This window comes from Thiofilum sp. (genome assembly GCF_016711335.1).
Classification (GTDB): domain Bacteria; phylum Pseudomonadota; class Gammaproteobacteria; order Thiotrichales; family Thiotrichaceae; genus Thiofilum.
This window is the reverse complement of sequence record NZ_JADJTF010000001.1, coordinates 275,344-292,573: the sequence shown is the minus strand read 5'-3', so window position 1 is coordinate 292,573 and position 17,230 is coordinate 275,344. Positions and strand designations below refer to the sequence as shown.

Sequence of the window (17,230 nt, the reverse complement as noted above, 5' to 3'; positions counted from 1 at the left end):
GTTTTTGTTCACTCCTGCTCTAAGTCACTCTCATGCTAAACTGGGAGCTATGACCTCATTGAATGCAACATTATGACCTCATTTGTACACCTGCGCTTACATACCGAGTATTCACTCGTTGACAGTACTATCCGCATTAAATCGTTAATGAAAGCGGTCGAAAAAGCCCGTATGCCTGCTGTGGCTATGACCGATTTAAATAATCTGTTTGCCCTAGTAAAGTTTTATAAGGCTGCGATGGGAGCCGGTATTAAACCCGTTTTTGGGATTGATATTTTGGTGCAGGATGAGCAGGACGTAAATAATACCTTTCATATGATTTTGCTGTGCCAGAACAATACTGGGTATAGGAATCTTACTAAGCTGATTTCCCGTGCTTATTTAGAGGGACAGCTATTGGGTATTCCAAGGGTTAAACGCGCATGGGTGGCTGAGCTGAGTGAGGGCGTTATTGCTCTTTCAGGAGCCAAAGATGGGGATGTAGGTCATGCATTATTGGCAGGCAATCAAGCACTAGCGAGCGAATACTTACAAGAATGGCTAGGGGTTTTTGGTGATCGCTATTACATTGAGCTGCAACGGACGGGGCGTAATCAAGAAGAGGTCTATTTACACGCAGCGTTAGAGCTAGCCTTACAATTTAATGTGCCCGTAGTAGCTACTAATGACGTGCGTTTTTTAAGCTCAGATGATTTCTTCGCGCATGATGCACGGGTCTGTATTCGTGACGGTTATGTTATGGCCGATCCTAAGCGCCCAAAGCGTTACAGTGAGCAACAGTACTTACGCACTCCCGAAGAAATGAACGAGTTATTTGCCGATATTCCCAGTGCTTTAGAGAATACGGTAGAGATTGCTAAGCGTTGTAATGTGTCTTTGACCCTAGGCAAAAATTATTTACCTCAATTTCCTATTCCAGCCGGTATGACGGAGGCTGAATATTTTTGTAAGGTGAGTGAGGAAGGGTTAGAGGAACGTCTAGACTTCCTGTTTGGAGATGCAACACCACGCGGTACACCAGCGTTTGAAGAAAAGCGTAAGCCTTATGATGAGCGTTTGAAAATCGAGTTAAACGTTATCAATAAAATGGGGTTTCCGGGCTACTTTCTGATCGTTGCCGACTTTATTCAATGGGCTAAAGATAATGGTATTCCAGTAGGGCCGGGACGCGGTTCGGGTGCGGGGTCGCTGGTCGCCTATGCGTTAAAAATTACTGATCTTGACCCGCTGGCTTATGACTTACTATTTGAACGCTTCCTCAATCCAGAGCGCGTTTCCATGCCGGACTTTGATATTGATTTCTGCATGGATAACCGTGATAAGGTAATTGATTATGTGGCACGTACCTATGGGCGTAATCAGGTTTCGCAAATTATTACCTATGGTTCGATGGCGGCTAAAGCAGTAGTGCGCGATGTGGGGCGTGTACTGGGTCACCCTTATGGCTTTGTGGATCGAATTGCCAAGCTGATTCCATTTGAAGTGGGTATGACGCTGACTAAAGCCTTAGCTGAAGCGGAGGATTTAAAACAGCTTTATGAGTCTGATGAGGAGGTAAAATCCTTATTGGATTTGGCACTCTCATTAGAAGGTTTATCGCGTAATACTGGAAAGCATGCAGGGGGGGTGTTGATAGCACCTTCCGATTTAACCGACTTCACCCCCATTTACTGTGAAGAGGGGGGCGAGGGGCTAGTCTCACAATACGATAAGGATGATGTTGAAGCCGTTGGCTTGGTGAAGTTCGACTTTTTGGGCTTAAGGAATCTGACTGTTATTGATTGGGCGGTGCGTAATATTAATCAAATTCGTGCGTCAAAGGGACAAGAGCCTTTAGACATTAATCGCATACCTCTAGATGATCAAGCTGCCTTCGATCTATTAAAAGCACAAAAAACGACTGCTGTATTCCAGTTGGAATCGCGTGGCATGAAGGATTTGATTCGTCGCCTTCAGCCTGATGTATTTGAGGATATTATCGCATTAGTGGCGTTATTTCGTCCGGGGCCTTTGCAATCAGGGATGGTGGATGATTTTATTAATCGTAAAAAGGGTATTGCCAAAGTTGAATATCCTCACCCTAGTCTAGAGCAAATTTTAAAGCCTACTTACGGGGTTATTGTGTACCAAGAGCAGGTTATGCAGATTGCTCAAGTATTGGCTAATTACACCTTAGGGGGCGCAGATATGTTGCGCCGTGCGATGGGTAAGAAAAAGCCTGAAGAAATGGCTAAGCAGCGCTCTATTTTTATGGGTGGCGCACGACAAAATAATATTGATGAAAATCAGGCTACTTATATCTTCGATTTGATGGAGAAGTTTGCTGAGTATGGTTTTAATAAATCGCACTCGGCGGCCTATGCTTTAGTCGCTTTCCAAACCGCATGGCTGAAAGCGCACTATCCAGCCGCTTTCATGGCGGCAGTATTGTCAGCGGATATGGATAACACGGATAAGGTAGTGACTTTGCTGGACGATTGTCGTCAGTTAGGTTTGGAGATTATTCCTCCTGATATTAATCGTTCCGAGTTTGAGTTCACGGTAGCTGGAGATCGGTGCATTCTTTACGGCTTAGGTGCTGTGAAAGGGGCTGGTGAGGCTGCGTTGAGTGTGATTGTTGAGAGCCGACGTGCGAATGGGGTATTTAACTCATTGGCTGATTTGTGTCAGCGTGTTAACTCACAAAAAGTGAATAAACGTGTACTAGAAACACTTATTAAATCAGGTGCTTGCGATAGTTTAGGGGGTGCTCGTAGCTCAATGTTAGCTTTTTTGCCTGAGGCCTTACGTATGTCAGAGCAATATCATCGTAACGAAAATGTAGGGCAGGTTGATTTATTTGGCGGTGTATTTGGTAGTGTCCATGATGAGCCGATAGAAGCAGCGATGCCCGAGTTGCCAGAGTTTCCGGAAAAAGAGCGCTTAAAATTAGAAAAGGAAACGTTAGGGCTTTATCTAACAGGGCATCCCTTGGATGAGTATAAGCAAGAAGTTGAAGGGCTAACGAATCGTCGACCTTTATCGGATTTGGCTGAAGATGATGGTACAGAGTATTTTCGTGAAAAAGTTTTATTAGCTGGGTTGATAGCGAGTATTAGAGTGCAAGCCACCGATAATGGTAAGCGTGCGTTTGTGCAACTCGATGATAATACAGGTTATTATGAAGCGCTTATTTTTACGGATACTTTCAATGAGTTTGGCAGATTTTTAGAGAAAGATACGTGTATTGTGCTAGAAGGGCAGTTAGACACCGATAAACGTATTGGGCGCACACGTTTCAGAGTGGAGCGGGTACATTCTATGCAATCGGTGAGAGAGTGTTTTCTACGTAAGATACAGTTAAAAATTCTGAACTCTGCTCATCCCTTAAGCAAGCTTAAGTCCTTATTAAAGCCCGCTGAGCAATTTAAGTGTCCCATTATTGTTGAGTATATGGGTAAACAGGCAGGTGCTGAGGTGCGTCTGGGGGAGCAATGGGCTATCGATTTGACCGACATAGGTGTACGTGAGTTGTACAGCACCCTTGGTAAGGAAAATGTGAAGTTCGCATTTGGCTGATTTAAATAGCGTTTTTAAGAAAGTTGCAAAAAAATAAAAAAAGTACTTGGCAAACTAAAAGCGCATAGCTAATATACGCACCTCGCAGCAAGCAGTACACTGCAAGTTGCCGAACTAGACAAGATTTTATAGTTTAAAATCAAACGTTTAGTTAAAATAAATAAAATAGCTAACTTAACTAAGACTGAAAATACATGTTGACAAACATAAAACTCAGCGTAGAATAAGCGAGCTAACATCAAACATGATTTGATGTGTTATTTAAAAAGCAAACAAATAAACTTGTGTGGGTGCTTGAATCATCTGTAATAACAGAATGTATCAAGTATTCACTTTCGTCAAGAAAGTAATTCACTATTATATATTCTGAGCAAAGAAACACGCTGGTTAGCGGTTATTGAAGGCGTTTAACGTTGTCAGTGACTGGATGAATCAGCACAAGATTAAACTGAAGAGTTTGATCCTGGCTCAGATTGAACGCTGGCGGTATGCTTAAGACATGCAAGTCGAACGGTAAGCCCTTCGGGGCCTAGAGTGGCGCACGGGTGAGTAACACGTGGGAATCTACCCAGTAGCGGGGGATAGCCTGGAGAAATCCAGATTAATACCGCATACGCTCTACGGAGGAAAGGCTTCGGCCACTATTGGATGAGCCTGCGTTGGATTAGCTAGTTGGTGAGGTAAAGGCTCACCAAGGCGACGATCCATAGCTGGTCTGAGAGGATGATCAGCCACATCGGAACTGAGACACGGTCCGGACTCCTACGGGAGGCAGCAGTCGGGAATATTGGACAATGGGCGCAAGCCTGATCCAGCAATACCGCGTGTGTGAAGAAGGCCTGCGGGTTGTAAAGCACTTTCGCTAGGGACGAAGATGACGGTACCTAGAGAAGAAGCACCGGCTAACTCCGTGCCAGCAGCCGCGGTAATACGGAGGGTGCAAGCGTTAATCGGAATTACTGGGCGTAAAGCGCACGTAGGTGGTTTATTAAGTCAGATGTGAAATCCCTGGGCTCAACCTAGGCAGGTCATCTGATACTGGTAGACTAGAATGTGGGAGAGGGAAGTGGAATTTCCGGTGTAGCGGTGAAATGCATAGAGATCGGAAGGAACATCAGTGGCGAAGGCGACTTCCTGGACCAACATTGACACTGAGGTGCGAAAGCGTGGGTAGCAAACAGGATTAGATACCCTGGTAGTCCACGCTGTAAACGATGTCAACTAGCCGTTGGGTTCGATTTAGGACTCGGTGGTGCAGCTAACGCATTAAGTTGACCGCCTGGGGAGTACGCTCGCAAGAGTAAAACTCAAAGGAATTGACGGGGGCCCGCACAAGCGGTGGAGCATGTGGTTTAATTCGATGCAACGCGAAGAACCTTACCAGCCCTTGACATGGCAGGAATCCCTGAGAGATTGGGGAGTGCCGCAAGGAACCTGTACACAGGTGCTGCATGGCTGTCGTCAGCTCGTGTCGTGAGATGTTGGGTTAAGTCCCGCAACGAGCGCAACCCCTGTCCCTAGTTGCCAGCACGTCATGGTGGGAACTCTAGGGAGACTGCCGGTGACAAGCCGGAGGAAGGTGGGGATGACGTCAAGTCATCATGGCTCTTACGGGTTGGGCTACACACGTGCTACAATGGCCGGTACAGAGGGACGCGAGACCGCGAGGTGGAGCAAATCCCAGAAAGCCGGTCGTAGTCCGGATTGGAGTCTGCAACTCGACTCCATGAAGTCGGAATCGCTAGTAATCGCGAATCAGAACGTCGCGGTGAATACGTTCCCGGGCCTTGTACACACCGCCCGTCACACCATGGGAGTTTGTTGCACCAGAAGCAGGTAGCTTAACCGAAAGGAGGGCGCTTGCCACGGTGTGGCCGATGACTGGGGTGAAGTCGTAACAAGGTAGCCGTAGGGGAACCTGCGGCTGGATCACCTCCTTTAAGAGCAAGGATGATTCGAGCACCCCCACAAGTTTATTTGAAAGTACCCGAGCCTAACTGGGACGCGAGGGTCTGTAGCTCAGTTGGTTAGAGCACACGCTTGATAAGCGTGGGGTCACAAGTTCAAGTCTTGTCAGACCCACCACTCGGTTAAAAGGGGCTATAGCTCAGCTGGGAGAGCGCCTGCTTTGCACGCAGGAGGTCGTCGGTTCGATCCCGTCTAGCTCCACCATCTTAGCGTTGACGACGGTCAGGTCTAGGTACTTAAGCGACTAATGCGATATAAGAGCATTCGACACCTTCAGTGAGACTGAACAGGGGTTGAGTGTTATTATATGGCATTAGCCAAATCAGCTATAAAAAGATTATAGCTGAGTTCTTTAACAAAATAGGAAAGCATCAAGCGAGAGTAAACTAAGCTTAAGTGGTAACGCACTTAAGAACAAAACAATCTCAAGCAAAATCGTTCAAGTTATAGTTGTACTATAACCTGGCTATTGTGCGGCATGAAGCCTACTGACAGTATCCATCATGAAGATAGGGCAACCTTACGACATGAAGGAAGTGATTAAAAAGCCTTAGCAATAATCCTTTTTAACCCGACTCTAGACACTGATACAGTATCATGCAACAGCAAAAGGAACAATAGACCGTTAAGGGTTATAGAATCAAGCGACTAAGCGTACACGGTGGATGCCTAGGCGGTCAGAGGCGACGAAGGACGTTGTAGCATGCGAAAAGCCATGGGGAGCTTGCAAACGAGCATTGATCCATGGATGTCCGAATGGGGAAACCCACTCTACATGTAGAGTATCCTGAACAGGAAGCGAACGCAGGGAACTGAAACATCTAAGTACCTGTAGGAACAGAAATCAACCGAGATTCCCTCAGTAGTGGCGAGCGAACGGGGAACAGCCGAATCTTTATGGGGTAGTGGAACATTCTGGAAAGGATGGCCATAGCGGGTGATAGCCCCGTACACGAAACGTCATAGAGGACATATTAAGTAGGGCGGGACACGAGAAATCCTGTCTGAAGATGGGGGGACCATCCTCCAAGGCTAAATACTACTGACCGACCGATAGTGAACCAGTACCGTGAGGGAAAGGCGAAAAGAACCGCGGAGAGCGGAGTGAAATAGACCCTGAAACCGTGTACGTACAAGCAGTGGAGCCCTACGGGGTGACTGCGTACCTTTTGTATAATGGGTCAGCGACTTACATTCAGTGGCAAGCTTAACCGATAGGGGAGGCGTAGCGAAAGCGAGTCTGAACAGGGCGTTCAGTCGCTGGGTGTAGACCCGAAACCGGGCGATCTATCCATGACCAGGATGAAGGTGCCGTAACAGGTACTGGAGGTCCGAACCCACTGTCGTTGAAAAGCCAGGGGATGAGTTGTGGATCGGAGTGAAAGGCTAATCAAGCTCGGAGATAGCTGGTTCTCCTCGAAATCTATTTAGGTAGAGCCTCATGTATCACTCTCGGGGTAGAGCACTGTTATGGCTAGGGGGCCCTGACCGGCTTACCAACCCATTGCAAACTCCGAATACCGAGAAGTGCGAGCATGGGAGACACACGACGGGTGCTAACGTCCGCCGTGAAAAGGGAAACAACCCAGACCCTCAGCTAAGGTCCCAAAATTATGGCTCAGTGGGAAACGATGTGGGAAGGCCCAGACAACCAGGAGGTTGGCTTAGAAGCAGCCATCCTTTAAAGAAAGCGTAATAGCTCACTGGTCGAGTCGGCCTGCGCGGAAGATTCAACGGGGCTTAAGCCATATACCGAAGCTAGGGATTTGCCGTAAGGCAAGTGGTAGAGGAGCGTTCTGTAGGCCTGTGAAGGTGAACTGGAAGGTTTGCTGGAGGTATCAGAAGTGCGAATGCTGACATAAGTAACGATAAGACGGGTGAAAAACCCGTCCGCCGAAAGCTCAAGGTTTCCTGCGCAACGTTAATCGGCGCAGGGTTAGTCGGCTCCTAAGGCGAGGCAGACATGCGTAGTCGATGGGAAACGGGTTAATATTCCCGTACTTAGTTATACTGCGATGGGGGGACGGAGAAGGCTAGGCTAGAACACTATTGGATGTGTATCTAAGCGTTTAGGTAGAGATCTTAGGCAAATCCGGGATCTTAATACTGAGGCGTGATGGCGAGTGTCCTACGGGACATGAGTAGTCGATGCCCCGCTTCCAAGAAAAGCCTCTAAGCTTCAGGTATAACTGAACCGTACTGCAAACGGACACACGTGAGCTGGATGAGAATTCCAAGGCGCTTGAGAGAACTCGGGTGAAGGAACTAGGCAAAATGGTACCGTAACTTCGGGAGAAGGTACGCCTCTGGTGGTGAATAGCTACTGAACCGCAGAGACCAGACAGCTGCGACTGTTTATCAAAAACACAGCACTCTGCAAACACGAAAGTGGACGTATAGGGTGTGACGCCTGCCCGGTGCCGGAAGGTTAATTGATGGGGTTAGCTGCAAGGCGAAGCTCTTGATCGAAGCCCCGGTAAACGGCGGCACCCGCGGCTAGACGGAAAGACCCCGTGAACCTTCACTACAGCTTTGCACTGAACGCTGAACCTGCCTGTGTAGGATAGGTGGGAGGCTTAGAAGCTCGGACGCTAGTTCGAGTGGAGCCACCGTTGAAATACCACCCTGGTATGTTCGGCGTTCTAACTAAGATATAACCGTATCTAGGACAGTGCATGGTGGGTAGTTTGACTGGGGCGGTCTCCTCCCAAAGAGTAACGGAGGAGCGCGAAGGTGTGCTAATCTCGGTCGGAAATCGAGAGGATAGTGTAAAGGCATAAGCACGCTTGACTGCGAGACTCACACGTCGAGCAGGTACGAAAGTAGGTCTTAGTGATCCGGTGGCTCTGCATGGAAGGGCCATCGCTCAACGGATAAAAGGTACTCCGGGGATAACAGGCTGATACCGCCCAAGAGTCCATATCGACGGCGGTGTTTGGCACCTCGATGTCGGCTCATCACATCCTGGGGCTGAAGCAGGTCCCAAGGGTATGGCTGTTCGCCATTTAAAGTGGTACGCGAGCTGGGTTCAGAACGTCGTGAGACAGTTCGGTCCCTATCTGCCGTGGGCGTTAGAGTTTTGAGGGAAGCTGCTCCTAGTACGAGAGGACCGGAGTGGACGCACCTCTGGTGTACCAGTTGTCACGCCAGTGGCATTGCTGGGTAGCTATGTGCGGACGGGATAACCGCTGAAAGCATCTAAGCGGGAAGCCCCTCCCAAGATGAGAACTCTCTGAGAGCTAGACTCTCCTAAAGTAGTTGGAGACGACGACGTTGATAGGTGGGATGTGGAAGTGCAGTAATGTATGAAGCTAACCCATACTAATTGCCCGTGAGGCTTGATTCTATAACCCGTAGCGGTTTGCGCGGTTGAGATTGAGGGTACTGGGGTGCGGGTAGCATCTACGGTACTCAGTAGATAAGTACACACGTTTGATGACTTTCCTAGATTGGGTGATGAAGCCCTGTTGGTGAAATAGACCAACCTAATAAGCACATGCTTCATCGATACCCTTCAAGTTTGCTTGGTACCTATAGAGCTGTGGAACCACCTGATCCCATCCCGAACTCAGAAGTGAAACGCAGTATCGCCGATGGTAGTGTGGGGTTTCCCCATGTGAGAGTAGGTCAGTGCCAAGCTGTTATTCAAGCCCTGAGCATGATTATATATGTTCGGGGCTTTTTTATTTTGGTAGTTAAATACATCATCATTCTACTTTCATTCATGTTATATTCTCAGTTATTTTTAAAAGTAGATAAGTCTAATTGAGAGTAGTGCAGCATGTTGCTAAATAATAAGTCTATCTTATGGCTCATATTATTAGTAGCTTTCCTAAGCATAGTCTATTTATTAAAACCTATTCTAATGCCATTTCTGGCAGGTGCGCTCATTGCCTACTTGCTTGATCCTGTGACAGATCGTCTTGAGGTAAAAGGTTTATCTCGCACAGCCGCAGTAACTATTGTTTTTCTGTTAGGTTTTTTTCTTGTTCTCATTATTTTACTCTTAATTATCCCTATTATAGAGACTCAATTAAGGAAGCTTTTGGAGGTTCTGCCGGGTTATATTAGCTGGGGAGTCAGTACCTTAGGTCCGTTTTTAGAAAAGAATTTTAATATCGATTTAAGTGTTTTTGAGGTTGAGCGTCTAAAAGAAATTATTGCTTCTAATTGGCGTAGCACAGGTGGTTTTATTAAAAATACCTTGCAGACAGTCTCTAAATCAGGTTTTGTATTATTAGAATGGTTGGCAAATTTAGCGCTCATTCCCTTAATTAGTTTTTATTTGTTACGGGATTGGGACAGATTAGTAGCTTATATCCATGACTTATTACCCAGAAGTATTGAGCCTATTGTTACTCGGTTAACTATTGAATCCGATCAAGTGCTAGGTGCTTTTTTACGGGGTCAGCTCTCGGTAATGGTAGTGTTAGGGTTTATCTACGCTCTAGGTTTATCTTTAGTAGGCTTAGAATTTGGTGTTTTAATAGGAATAATTGCGGGTCTAGTGAGTTTTGTACCTTATCTAGGAGTCATTATTGGACTCTTATTGGCCTGTTTGGCAGTGATTTTCCAAACGCAAAGTTTAGGTGATTTATTAGGAGTATTTGCTGTTTTTGGTTTAGGGCAGTTGGTTGAGAGTTTTGTGCTTACGCCTTTATTAGTAGGGGATAAAATTGGTTTACATCCAGTCATAGTCATTTTTTCGATTATGGCAGGTGGAGAGCTATTTGGTTTTGTTGGGATCTTATTGGCATTACCCGTAACTGCTATTATTGCGGTAGTATTACGTTATATTATAAGCACCTATAGACAAAGCTACTTATATAAGGTCGATGACACCCAGCCATGAATCAAATACCACTTAATTTAAACTTACAAACCCATTACTCTTTCGATAACTTTTATCTGACTGCTGATAATCGGGAGTTAGTTGAACTACTAAAGCAAGTGGAATCTGCACGTTTCAGTCAATTATTACTCTGGGGTGAGCATGGTGCAGGTAAATCACATTTACTACAGGCCTTTTGTAATCAATCCTATGCACATCAAAAAAGTGTGTTTTATGTGCCCCTCAAAACCTTAGCTGCTTATGGTTCCAAAGTATTAGTAGGAATGGAGCATTTTGATACCTTAGTGATTGATGATTTTGAGCGCGTGTTAGGTGATGTCACTTGGGAAGAAACTTTGTATGGTCTCATCAATGAGCGCTACTATCGCAAACAACAGTTAATTCTAAGCACGGCTAACCCACCTGCTACTTTGATTTGTGAGCTGGATGATTTGGTACAACGCTTAAAGTGGGGGCTTACTTACAAACTTGAGCACTTAAAACCAGAGGATTTACCTTCAGCATTAAAATGGTTAGGGCTACAACGTGGGTTTGAGTTAACCGATAGTGTTATAGATTATATTATTAAGCATTACGCTGGAAATATGGGGTGTTTAAATGCAGTTTTGGAGCACTTAGATCGGCGCAGTTTAAAAGAAGGTAGAAAAATTACCCGTCCTTTCGCCCAACAAGCGCTCCAAGATTTTAAATGTTAGTCACTTAAAAAATCATCATCATAAATATCTTTTAAACGCTTACGCAGTGCTTGACGCTCAAGTAAATCTTCAATATTACGTCTAACAACATGCGGCTTGTTTTTACTAGCATCATTGTTCACTAACTTATCAGTGTCAATTTCAGCCTCATCGATGTAGTCATCGTTATTATTGTCACGCATGATACTTTCTCCTATAAAGCCTTTCCCTTCGGCAAAGCTAACAACACATACGCATACTAATCCCCCACACTAAAGTGGATTTTTTGATCAGTATAGGAAGCAAAGCTGAATAGGCACTGAGTTCCTACTGAGCCGTGTTTACCATAAATTTTGAGTTCTCTTTTTAGGCGATGTTAGGCAGCTAAGCAAGAAAAATTATTGTCGCATGGCCTTTTTTAAATTATCAAGATGAGCTAAGAAACGCTCAGGTGGCATATACCCTGTGATACGGTGCTCTGCCGATTCCAAGCCATCGGGACCAAAGAATAAAATGGTGGGAGGGCCTATGACTTTGAATGCATCTTGAAAAGCTCGATTACTCTCTGTCTCATCGGTTACGTCTGCTTTAAGCAACACTAAGCCTTTAGCTGCTTGAATAATTTCAGGCGCACTAAATACATTGGCTTCCATCCGTTTACACTCGATACACCATTTAGCCGTAAAATCTAACATAACAATTTTTTTGTTAGCACTAGCCTCTCCTAAGGCTAGCTCTAGCTCATCAAGATTCTTGATATCTTTAAAGGCTAAATTAGTTGGTTGCATAATCAAACCCGTGGGAGCCATGTTGAATATGCCTTTTAGGGGTTGTAAAAGGTTCTGACTACCACTAGCTACACCGAATAAAATAAGCAAACCGTATAGGAATATAATCAGCCCTATGCTCTTCCAAAAACGATCCCAGCCATTGATTTCCTCATGTAATTTGTCTAAAGCGCCCATATAGATACCAGAGGTAATCAATAAGATACTGGTTAAAGCCATCGTCACTTCATACGGCACTATGCGTTGTAACATGAAGATAGCCATACCTAGCATCATAATGCCAAAGATGGCTTTGGTAGTGTCCATCCAAGCACCTGCACGAGGCATTAAGTGCCCAGCCGATGTCCCTACCACTAATAAAGGTAAGCCCATGGCAAAGCCCATGGTGAATAAAGCGGCTCCCCCTAAAACAGCATCATGACTATCTGCAATATAAGTCAAAGCACCCGTCAAAACTGGACCGGTACAAGGGCCTACAATCAAGGTTGAGAGGAAGCCCATGATGGCAGCGCCAAGGAAACTACCGCCTTGTTGACGATTACTCACCTCACTCAAACGACTTTGAATGCTGGCAGGCATTTGTAGGTCATAAAACCCAAACATGGAAAGGGATAATAAAACGAACAAGGCAGCGAAGGCTGAAATAACAGCAGGGTGTTGCAAGGTGGCTTGGATATTTTCTCCAAAGAAACCAAACATCACACCTATAAACGCGTAAGCAGTAGCGCTAGCAAGAATATAAACTAGAGACAATAGGAACGCTTTACGTGAGGAGATATTACCCGAACCGGCGATAATGCCTGATAGAATCGGTATCATGGGGAAGATACAGGGCGTAAAGACTAAAGCGAGCCCCATTAAAAAGAATCCTGTTAATACCCCTAAAAAGTTACGAGTTTCTAATAAAGAGGATACTTCTTCGGCTTCAGTTTCAGCAGCACTAGGGCTTGGTAAGGGAGCTGCTAACTGTGAGACAGGTTTTACTGCACTGAACTCAGGAATAGTAGCGGCTGCTAAATCAATAGTAGAGCGTATTGTTTGTGGGGGATAGCACACCCCATTTTCATTCGAGCAGCCCTGATAGTGGGTCACTAAGTTAATAGAAGGTGCATTACCTTGGTAATTAATAGGAATAACAATACTGGTATCTCTAGGATAAACCTCAATACGCCCAAAGAACTCGTCATTGATCACTTCACCTTGTGGATAAACGATTTCGCCTAAACTGGTCGTGCTAGGGTTTTCCTCTAAAGCGAATTTAATTTTATTTTTATACAGATGATAACCCTTACCGACCTTCCAGCTTACTTGTACGGTATGTTTATCAACTGCATTGACCTCAAACGGGAAAGCCTGCTCGGCATTGAGTGCATTTTTAGCGTTTTTAGATCTAGCAATAGGCTCCACTTTATTCGTACTAACGGGAGCAGTTTGTTCAGCTAATTCAGTCTGTGGTGGAGTACTCGGTTCCGGTTGAGGGGTAGGAGCTGTATCAGGTGTGCTCGAAGTAGAGTTTGAATTAGATGAAGTAGAGTCTGGTGCAGTATCGGTTTCATTATTAGGTGGAGTTGAAGGTTCACCTAATTCCTCTGCCTCCGCCCCTAGATTCACTTTAATAATTTTATTAATAGGTGGATAACATAATCCAATATCTGCACAGCCTTGATATTTTACTTTTAAAGCTAGCTCTAGGGGATTACGTGCAGGGCCTTCGCGTTTTAAAGGTACTGTCAGAGAAAAAGACTCGTGATAAACCGCTACATTGCCAAAGGTGGGATCTTGTTTAATTTCCGCTTCTGGAAATTCAATCTCAGTGGTCTGGATTCCGGGGGTTTCAACGATAAATTCGATCTTATCTTTATAGATATAATAGCCTTGCGCTATTTCCCAGTAAGCATCCAGCCCTCCATAAGTCTCAGCGACTGTTAGCTTAAATGCTTGTTCAGGAGGAATCAGTTTATTCTCTGCGTAGGCATTAGTGAAACCATAGCTACAAAGCCATAAAACGAATAGTAAGATTATTCTCATTATTGAGTACTCTGTTCGATCCAAGCTAAGTAAGCAGGTAAGCCATGACTAGCAGGATACCCAATTAACTCAGGTACCTGATAAGGATGTATGCGGATAAGAGTTTCTTGCAAAGCCTGATACTGTTGTTGTGTTGTTTTTATGATTAATATCGTTTCAGTGCTTTCTTCTAGTTGGTTATCCCAAATATAAAAAGATTGAGCTTGGGGTATTAACTTGACACAAGCGGCTAGGTGTTGCTCGACAAAGAGCTTAGCGGCTTGTTGAGCGGCTGTTAAATCAGGCCAACTAGTCAGTAATATAAGGTGATTTGCTGTCATTAGCTTTGTTCAAACCCTATAGAGCGAGGTGATTAGATAGTAGAGATCATGAATCTTAGGTGGGGAAAATCTTAATCGAATCGACCCTAGAAAACCATATGGTTTTCTTACCACTTTGATAAATAAGTGTTGTGGTTATGCTACAAGCATTATTAATAAGCTAAAAATAAAGGGCTATACTTGAATTAATCAGCATAGCCCTTTAATTAGACCTCTAAATACACTCTAAAGGTGCTTGACAATTATTGCTGGTCTTCCGGAATTAAGAATTCATCCAGTTCACGTCCAGAAGAAATCTTTTGATCCAACCAAGTAGGACGACGGCCACGACCTGTCCAAGTTTGCGATGGGTCTTCAGGATTACGATATTTAGGGCGTACTATTTTACTAGGAGCTTTGGCATTTTGAATCTCTTCTAAAGTAATACCGCTATTACCCAGTAAGTCGTCGATTTGACGGCGTAACTCGGCTATTTCTTCACGCTTACGCCGTTCAATTACCACTTCAATAATATCCTTTAACTCGTTTAACTCAGCTACAGTTAAATCTTTAATTTTTTGCTCTAGTTCACTCACAATTTCTATCCTAATTTAAAACATGATATTTAGATTGGCCTATTAATATCATCATGGAGTTTTCAAATTGTCAAGATTTAATATCCATCTAATAATAAAATAGCTTTCGATCAGATACCGATTTCAGGTTTGAAGAGTTTAGAGCGATAACTTTTGCTAATTACTTAGAGGGTTTAAAGAACTTTTAATATGAAGTACAGCACTGTCGCACGGAGTATCTTATAGAATAGTGGGGTTTATGTTAATCAGTCGCTAGTCAATTACAAGCTCGTTCATAAATCGTGTAGATAAAATGGGCTTAGTCAGCACCTTATAACATTAGTGTGGAGTACTTTTGCTGGAGTAGATTAAGTGGGCTAGTGGAATTAATTAGCAGACCATTTTAATGACCGTTTACTCCCTTAGTACAACAGTAGGCTGACTAAACTGCTACACTCTAAGCTTGTGGATAACAATAACAACGATTCCGGTGATGTAATGCAGGTGTTCAAACCTATTTTGGCTATTTTGGGGCTGTTAGGTATAGTGGCTGGAGGCAGTAGTTTGTTTTTTAACCTCCAACAGCTATCTAACGAAGCCTTAGTGCTACAGAGTATTGCTGTTTTAGCAATAGCGGCTTACATCATTTTAGCGACTCTCTATAGCTATAGAGAGTATCAAGCTGATTTAATTAGAAATGTTACGTTTGATAAAACTACTAATACCCCACTAACCTTTAAAGACATTAACTCTATTCAACAAGCGGAGTGGATTTTAGATGCTTTAGCAGGAGGAGTAATTGCCTCCACTTTAGAGGGGACTATTTTATATATTAATAACCATGCTCAGCGCCTTACAGAGTTTACTTATAAAGAGGCACGACTCAAACCCATTGATTTAGTGTTGAAATTAGAGGGTAATCACCTTTCGACTCAGCAAGTTTTAGAGCTTAATTTACAAGGTGATCCTGAACAACATTTTCAGTTTGAGCATGTTAAGTTAACTACTAAAACCGGTCAAATCTGTTTTTTAGAACTGCATACCACTCGCCTATCCATTCAAACAGATTTAATCATTTTTATTTTTCGTGATATTAGCTCTGAGCGCAAAGTGATTAGTCGCCTATATCGTCAAGCGGCGCATGATCCTCTCACAGGCTTAATGAATAGGCGCAGCTTTGAGCAGTATGTCGCACAACTGATTCAAAATAATGGGGAAAGTCTCAATACTCATGTGTTAGTTTCCCTAGATCTAGATAATTTTAAGGTAGTGAATGATACCAGTGGTCATCAAGCCGGAGATGAGCTGTTAAAGCAAGTTGCACAGATCTTTTTAAGAGCGGTAAGGCGTACCGATAAAGTTGCACGGATGGGCGGGGATGAGTTTGCCATTCTATTAGAGAAATGTGCCTTAGATAAAGGCATTCATATTATGGAGTCCATTCAACATGAATTGCGTGGGTTTCGTTTTAGTTGGAAGGGGCAAGTGTTTAACGTGGCGGCGAGTATTGGGGTATTAGAGATTAAGCCCGATTATAAAGGTGAGATTAGTGAAACCTTTGCCTCAGTAGATAAAGCGTGTTATGCCGCCAAAGCATTAGGACGGAACCAGATTTCGGTGCATATGGCGCAACCTGCCAATACTAAAGTGTTTGAGTCCGAATCCATGCGCACTGATTGGGCTAAACTACTACAAGATGCCATGACACAAGATCATTTTGTGTTATTTGTGCAGCCGATTTTTCCGCTCCAAGATCAGGTGTGCAGCCCTTATGTGCATTTTGAAATCTTACTACGTTTGCCTTATAAAAAAACAATACTAAGTCCGGGCAGTTTCTTACCCGCAGCTGATCGATTAGATATGATGGCGCGGATTGATCGTTGGATTATTCGGCGTGTCTTTCAATTAATGTCCCAACACGACCTGAAAGTAGCCAATGGTATTGAGCCGCGCTTTATGATTAATTTATCTTCGCAAGCAGTACAAGATATTGATTTATTTGACTATATTAAGCAGCAAATAGCCCAATGGCAAACCAACCCTAAACTACTCTGTTTTGAAATTTCTGAGTCGGTCGCTATTGCCAATTTTGTTCATACCAAACGTTTAATGAAGTCGTTGAGCCAATTAGGGGTGAGTTTAGTCTTAGATGATTTTGGCAGTGGGTTTTCATCGTTGAGCTATATTCGTGATTTGCCACTGAGCTATCTAAAAATTGATGGTAATTTTGTGCACAACTTAGTCTCTAGTCCTGTGGATGCAGCAATGATCAAGGCAGTGCATGAGGTAGGACAGGTGATGAAGCTACATACTATTGCCGAGCTAGTTGAAGACGGGGAAACTTTAGATCAGTTACGTACTATTGGGATTAACTTTGCTCAGGGTTTTTACTGTGGTAAGCCTTATCCCTTTTTAGAGTTGTGTGCCAATGGCATCCAGCCTCCTAGTTTAGCGAGACGTGAATAAGCTTAAGCCTCGAATAAGCACT

At 44.1% G+C, this 17,230-nt stretch carries 8 protein-coding genes, 2 tRNA genes and 3 rRNA genes; 9 read left to right on the top strand and 4 right to left on the bottom strand.

The genetic code is table 11. The features are described 5' to 3' along the window. Positions 1-72: 72 nt before the first annotated feature. From dnaE to hda, 8 genes are all read left to right on the top strand, one after another. A complete protein-coding gene (gene dnaE / locus IPL34_RS01360) occupies positions 73-3,558 on the top strand; it encodes a DNA polymerase III subunit alpha (RefSeq protein ID WP_296836581.1) in 3,486 nt (1,161 codons plus the stop codon). Positions 3,559-4,003: 445 nt separating this feature from the next. Then, positions 4,004-5,498: ribosomal RNA gene (locus tag IPL34_RS01355) — 16S ribosomal RNA — on the top strand. 68 nt (positions 5,499-5,566) lie between these two features. Further along, positions 5,567-5,643: transfer RNA gene (locus IPL34_RS01350), tRNA-Ile, on the top strand. Positions 5,644-5,654: 11 nt separating this feature from the next. Continuing rightward, a tRNA-Ala gene (locus IPL34_RS01345) sits at positions 5,655-5,730 on the top strand. Positions 5,731-6,164: 434 nt separating this feature from the next. Beyond that, positions 6,165-8,872, top strand: a 23S ribosomal RNA gene (locus IPL34_RS01340). Positions 8,873-9,049: 177 nt separating this feature from the next. Continuing rightward, positions 9,050-9,165 (top strand): 5S ribosomal RNA (rrf, locus tag IPL34_RS01335). Together the 16S, 23S and 5S rRNA genes with 2 tRNA genes alongside form the textbook arrangement of a ribosomal RNA operon. A 142-nt stretch (positions 9,166-9,307) precedes the next feature. Beyond that, on the top strand, positions 9,308-10,378 hold the full coding sequence (locus tag IPL34_RS01330) for an AI-2E family transporter (RefSeq protein WP_296836577.1): 1,071 nt from the start codon (positions 9,308-9,310) through the stop codon (positions 10,376-10,378). Further along, complete coding sequence (gene hda / locus IPL34_RS01325; protein WP_296836573.1) at positions 10,375-11,073, top strand: DnaA regulatory inactivator Hda; 699 nt, start codon at positions 10,375-10,377, stop codon at positions 11,071-11,073. The genes IPL34_RS01330 and hda overlap by 4 nt, the downstream gene beginning before the upstream one ends. Here the strand turns inward: hda and IPL34_RS01320 are convergent. The 4 genes from IPL34_RS01320 to IPL34_RS01305 form a co-directional block, all read right to left on the bottom strand. Then, positions 11,070-11,255, bottom strand: a complete 186-nt coding sequence (locus IPL34_RS01320) for a PA3496 family putative envelope integrity protein (RefSeq protein WP_296836570.1) — start codon at positions 11,253-11,255, stop codon at positions 11,070-11,072. The two genes, hda and IPL34_RS01320, sit on opposite strands and share 4 nt — an antisense overlap. Before the next feature lie 195 nt (positions 11,256-11,450). Further along, complete coding sequence (gene dsbD / locus IPL34_RS01315; RefSeq protein ID WP_296836567.1) at positions 11,451-13,868, bottom strand: protein-disulfide reductase DsbD; 2,418 nt, start codon at positions 13,866-13,868, stop codon at positions 11,451-11,453. Further along, on the bottom strand, positions 13,868-14,188 hold the full coding sequence (cutA, locus tag IPL34_RS01310; protein ID WP_296836562.1) for a divalent-cation tolerance protein CutA: 321 nt from the start codon (positions 14,186-14,188) through the stop codon (positions 13,868-13,870). Before cutA ends, dsbD begins: the two co-directional genes overlap by 1 nt. A 242-nt stretch (positions 14,189-14,430) precedes the next feature. After that, positions 14,431-14,763, bottom strand: a complete 333-nt coding sequence (locus IPL34_RS01305; protein ID WP_296836561.1) for an H-NS histone family protein — start codon at positions 14,761-14,763, stop codon at positions 14,431-14,433. Positions 14,764-15,240: 477 nt separating this feature from the next. Here IPL34_RS01305 and IPL34_RS01300 point away from each other — a divergent pair, with 477 nt between their 5' ends. Further along, positions 15,241-17,208, top strand: coding sequence for an EAL domain-containing protein (locus tag IPL34_RS01300; protein ID WP_296836559.1), 1,968 nt, complete (start codon positions 15,241-15,243; stop codon positions 17,206-17,208). Positions 17,209-17,230 lie beyond the last annotated feature (22 nt).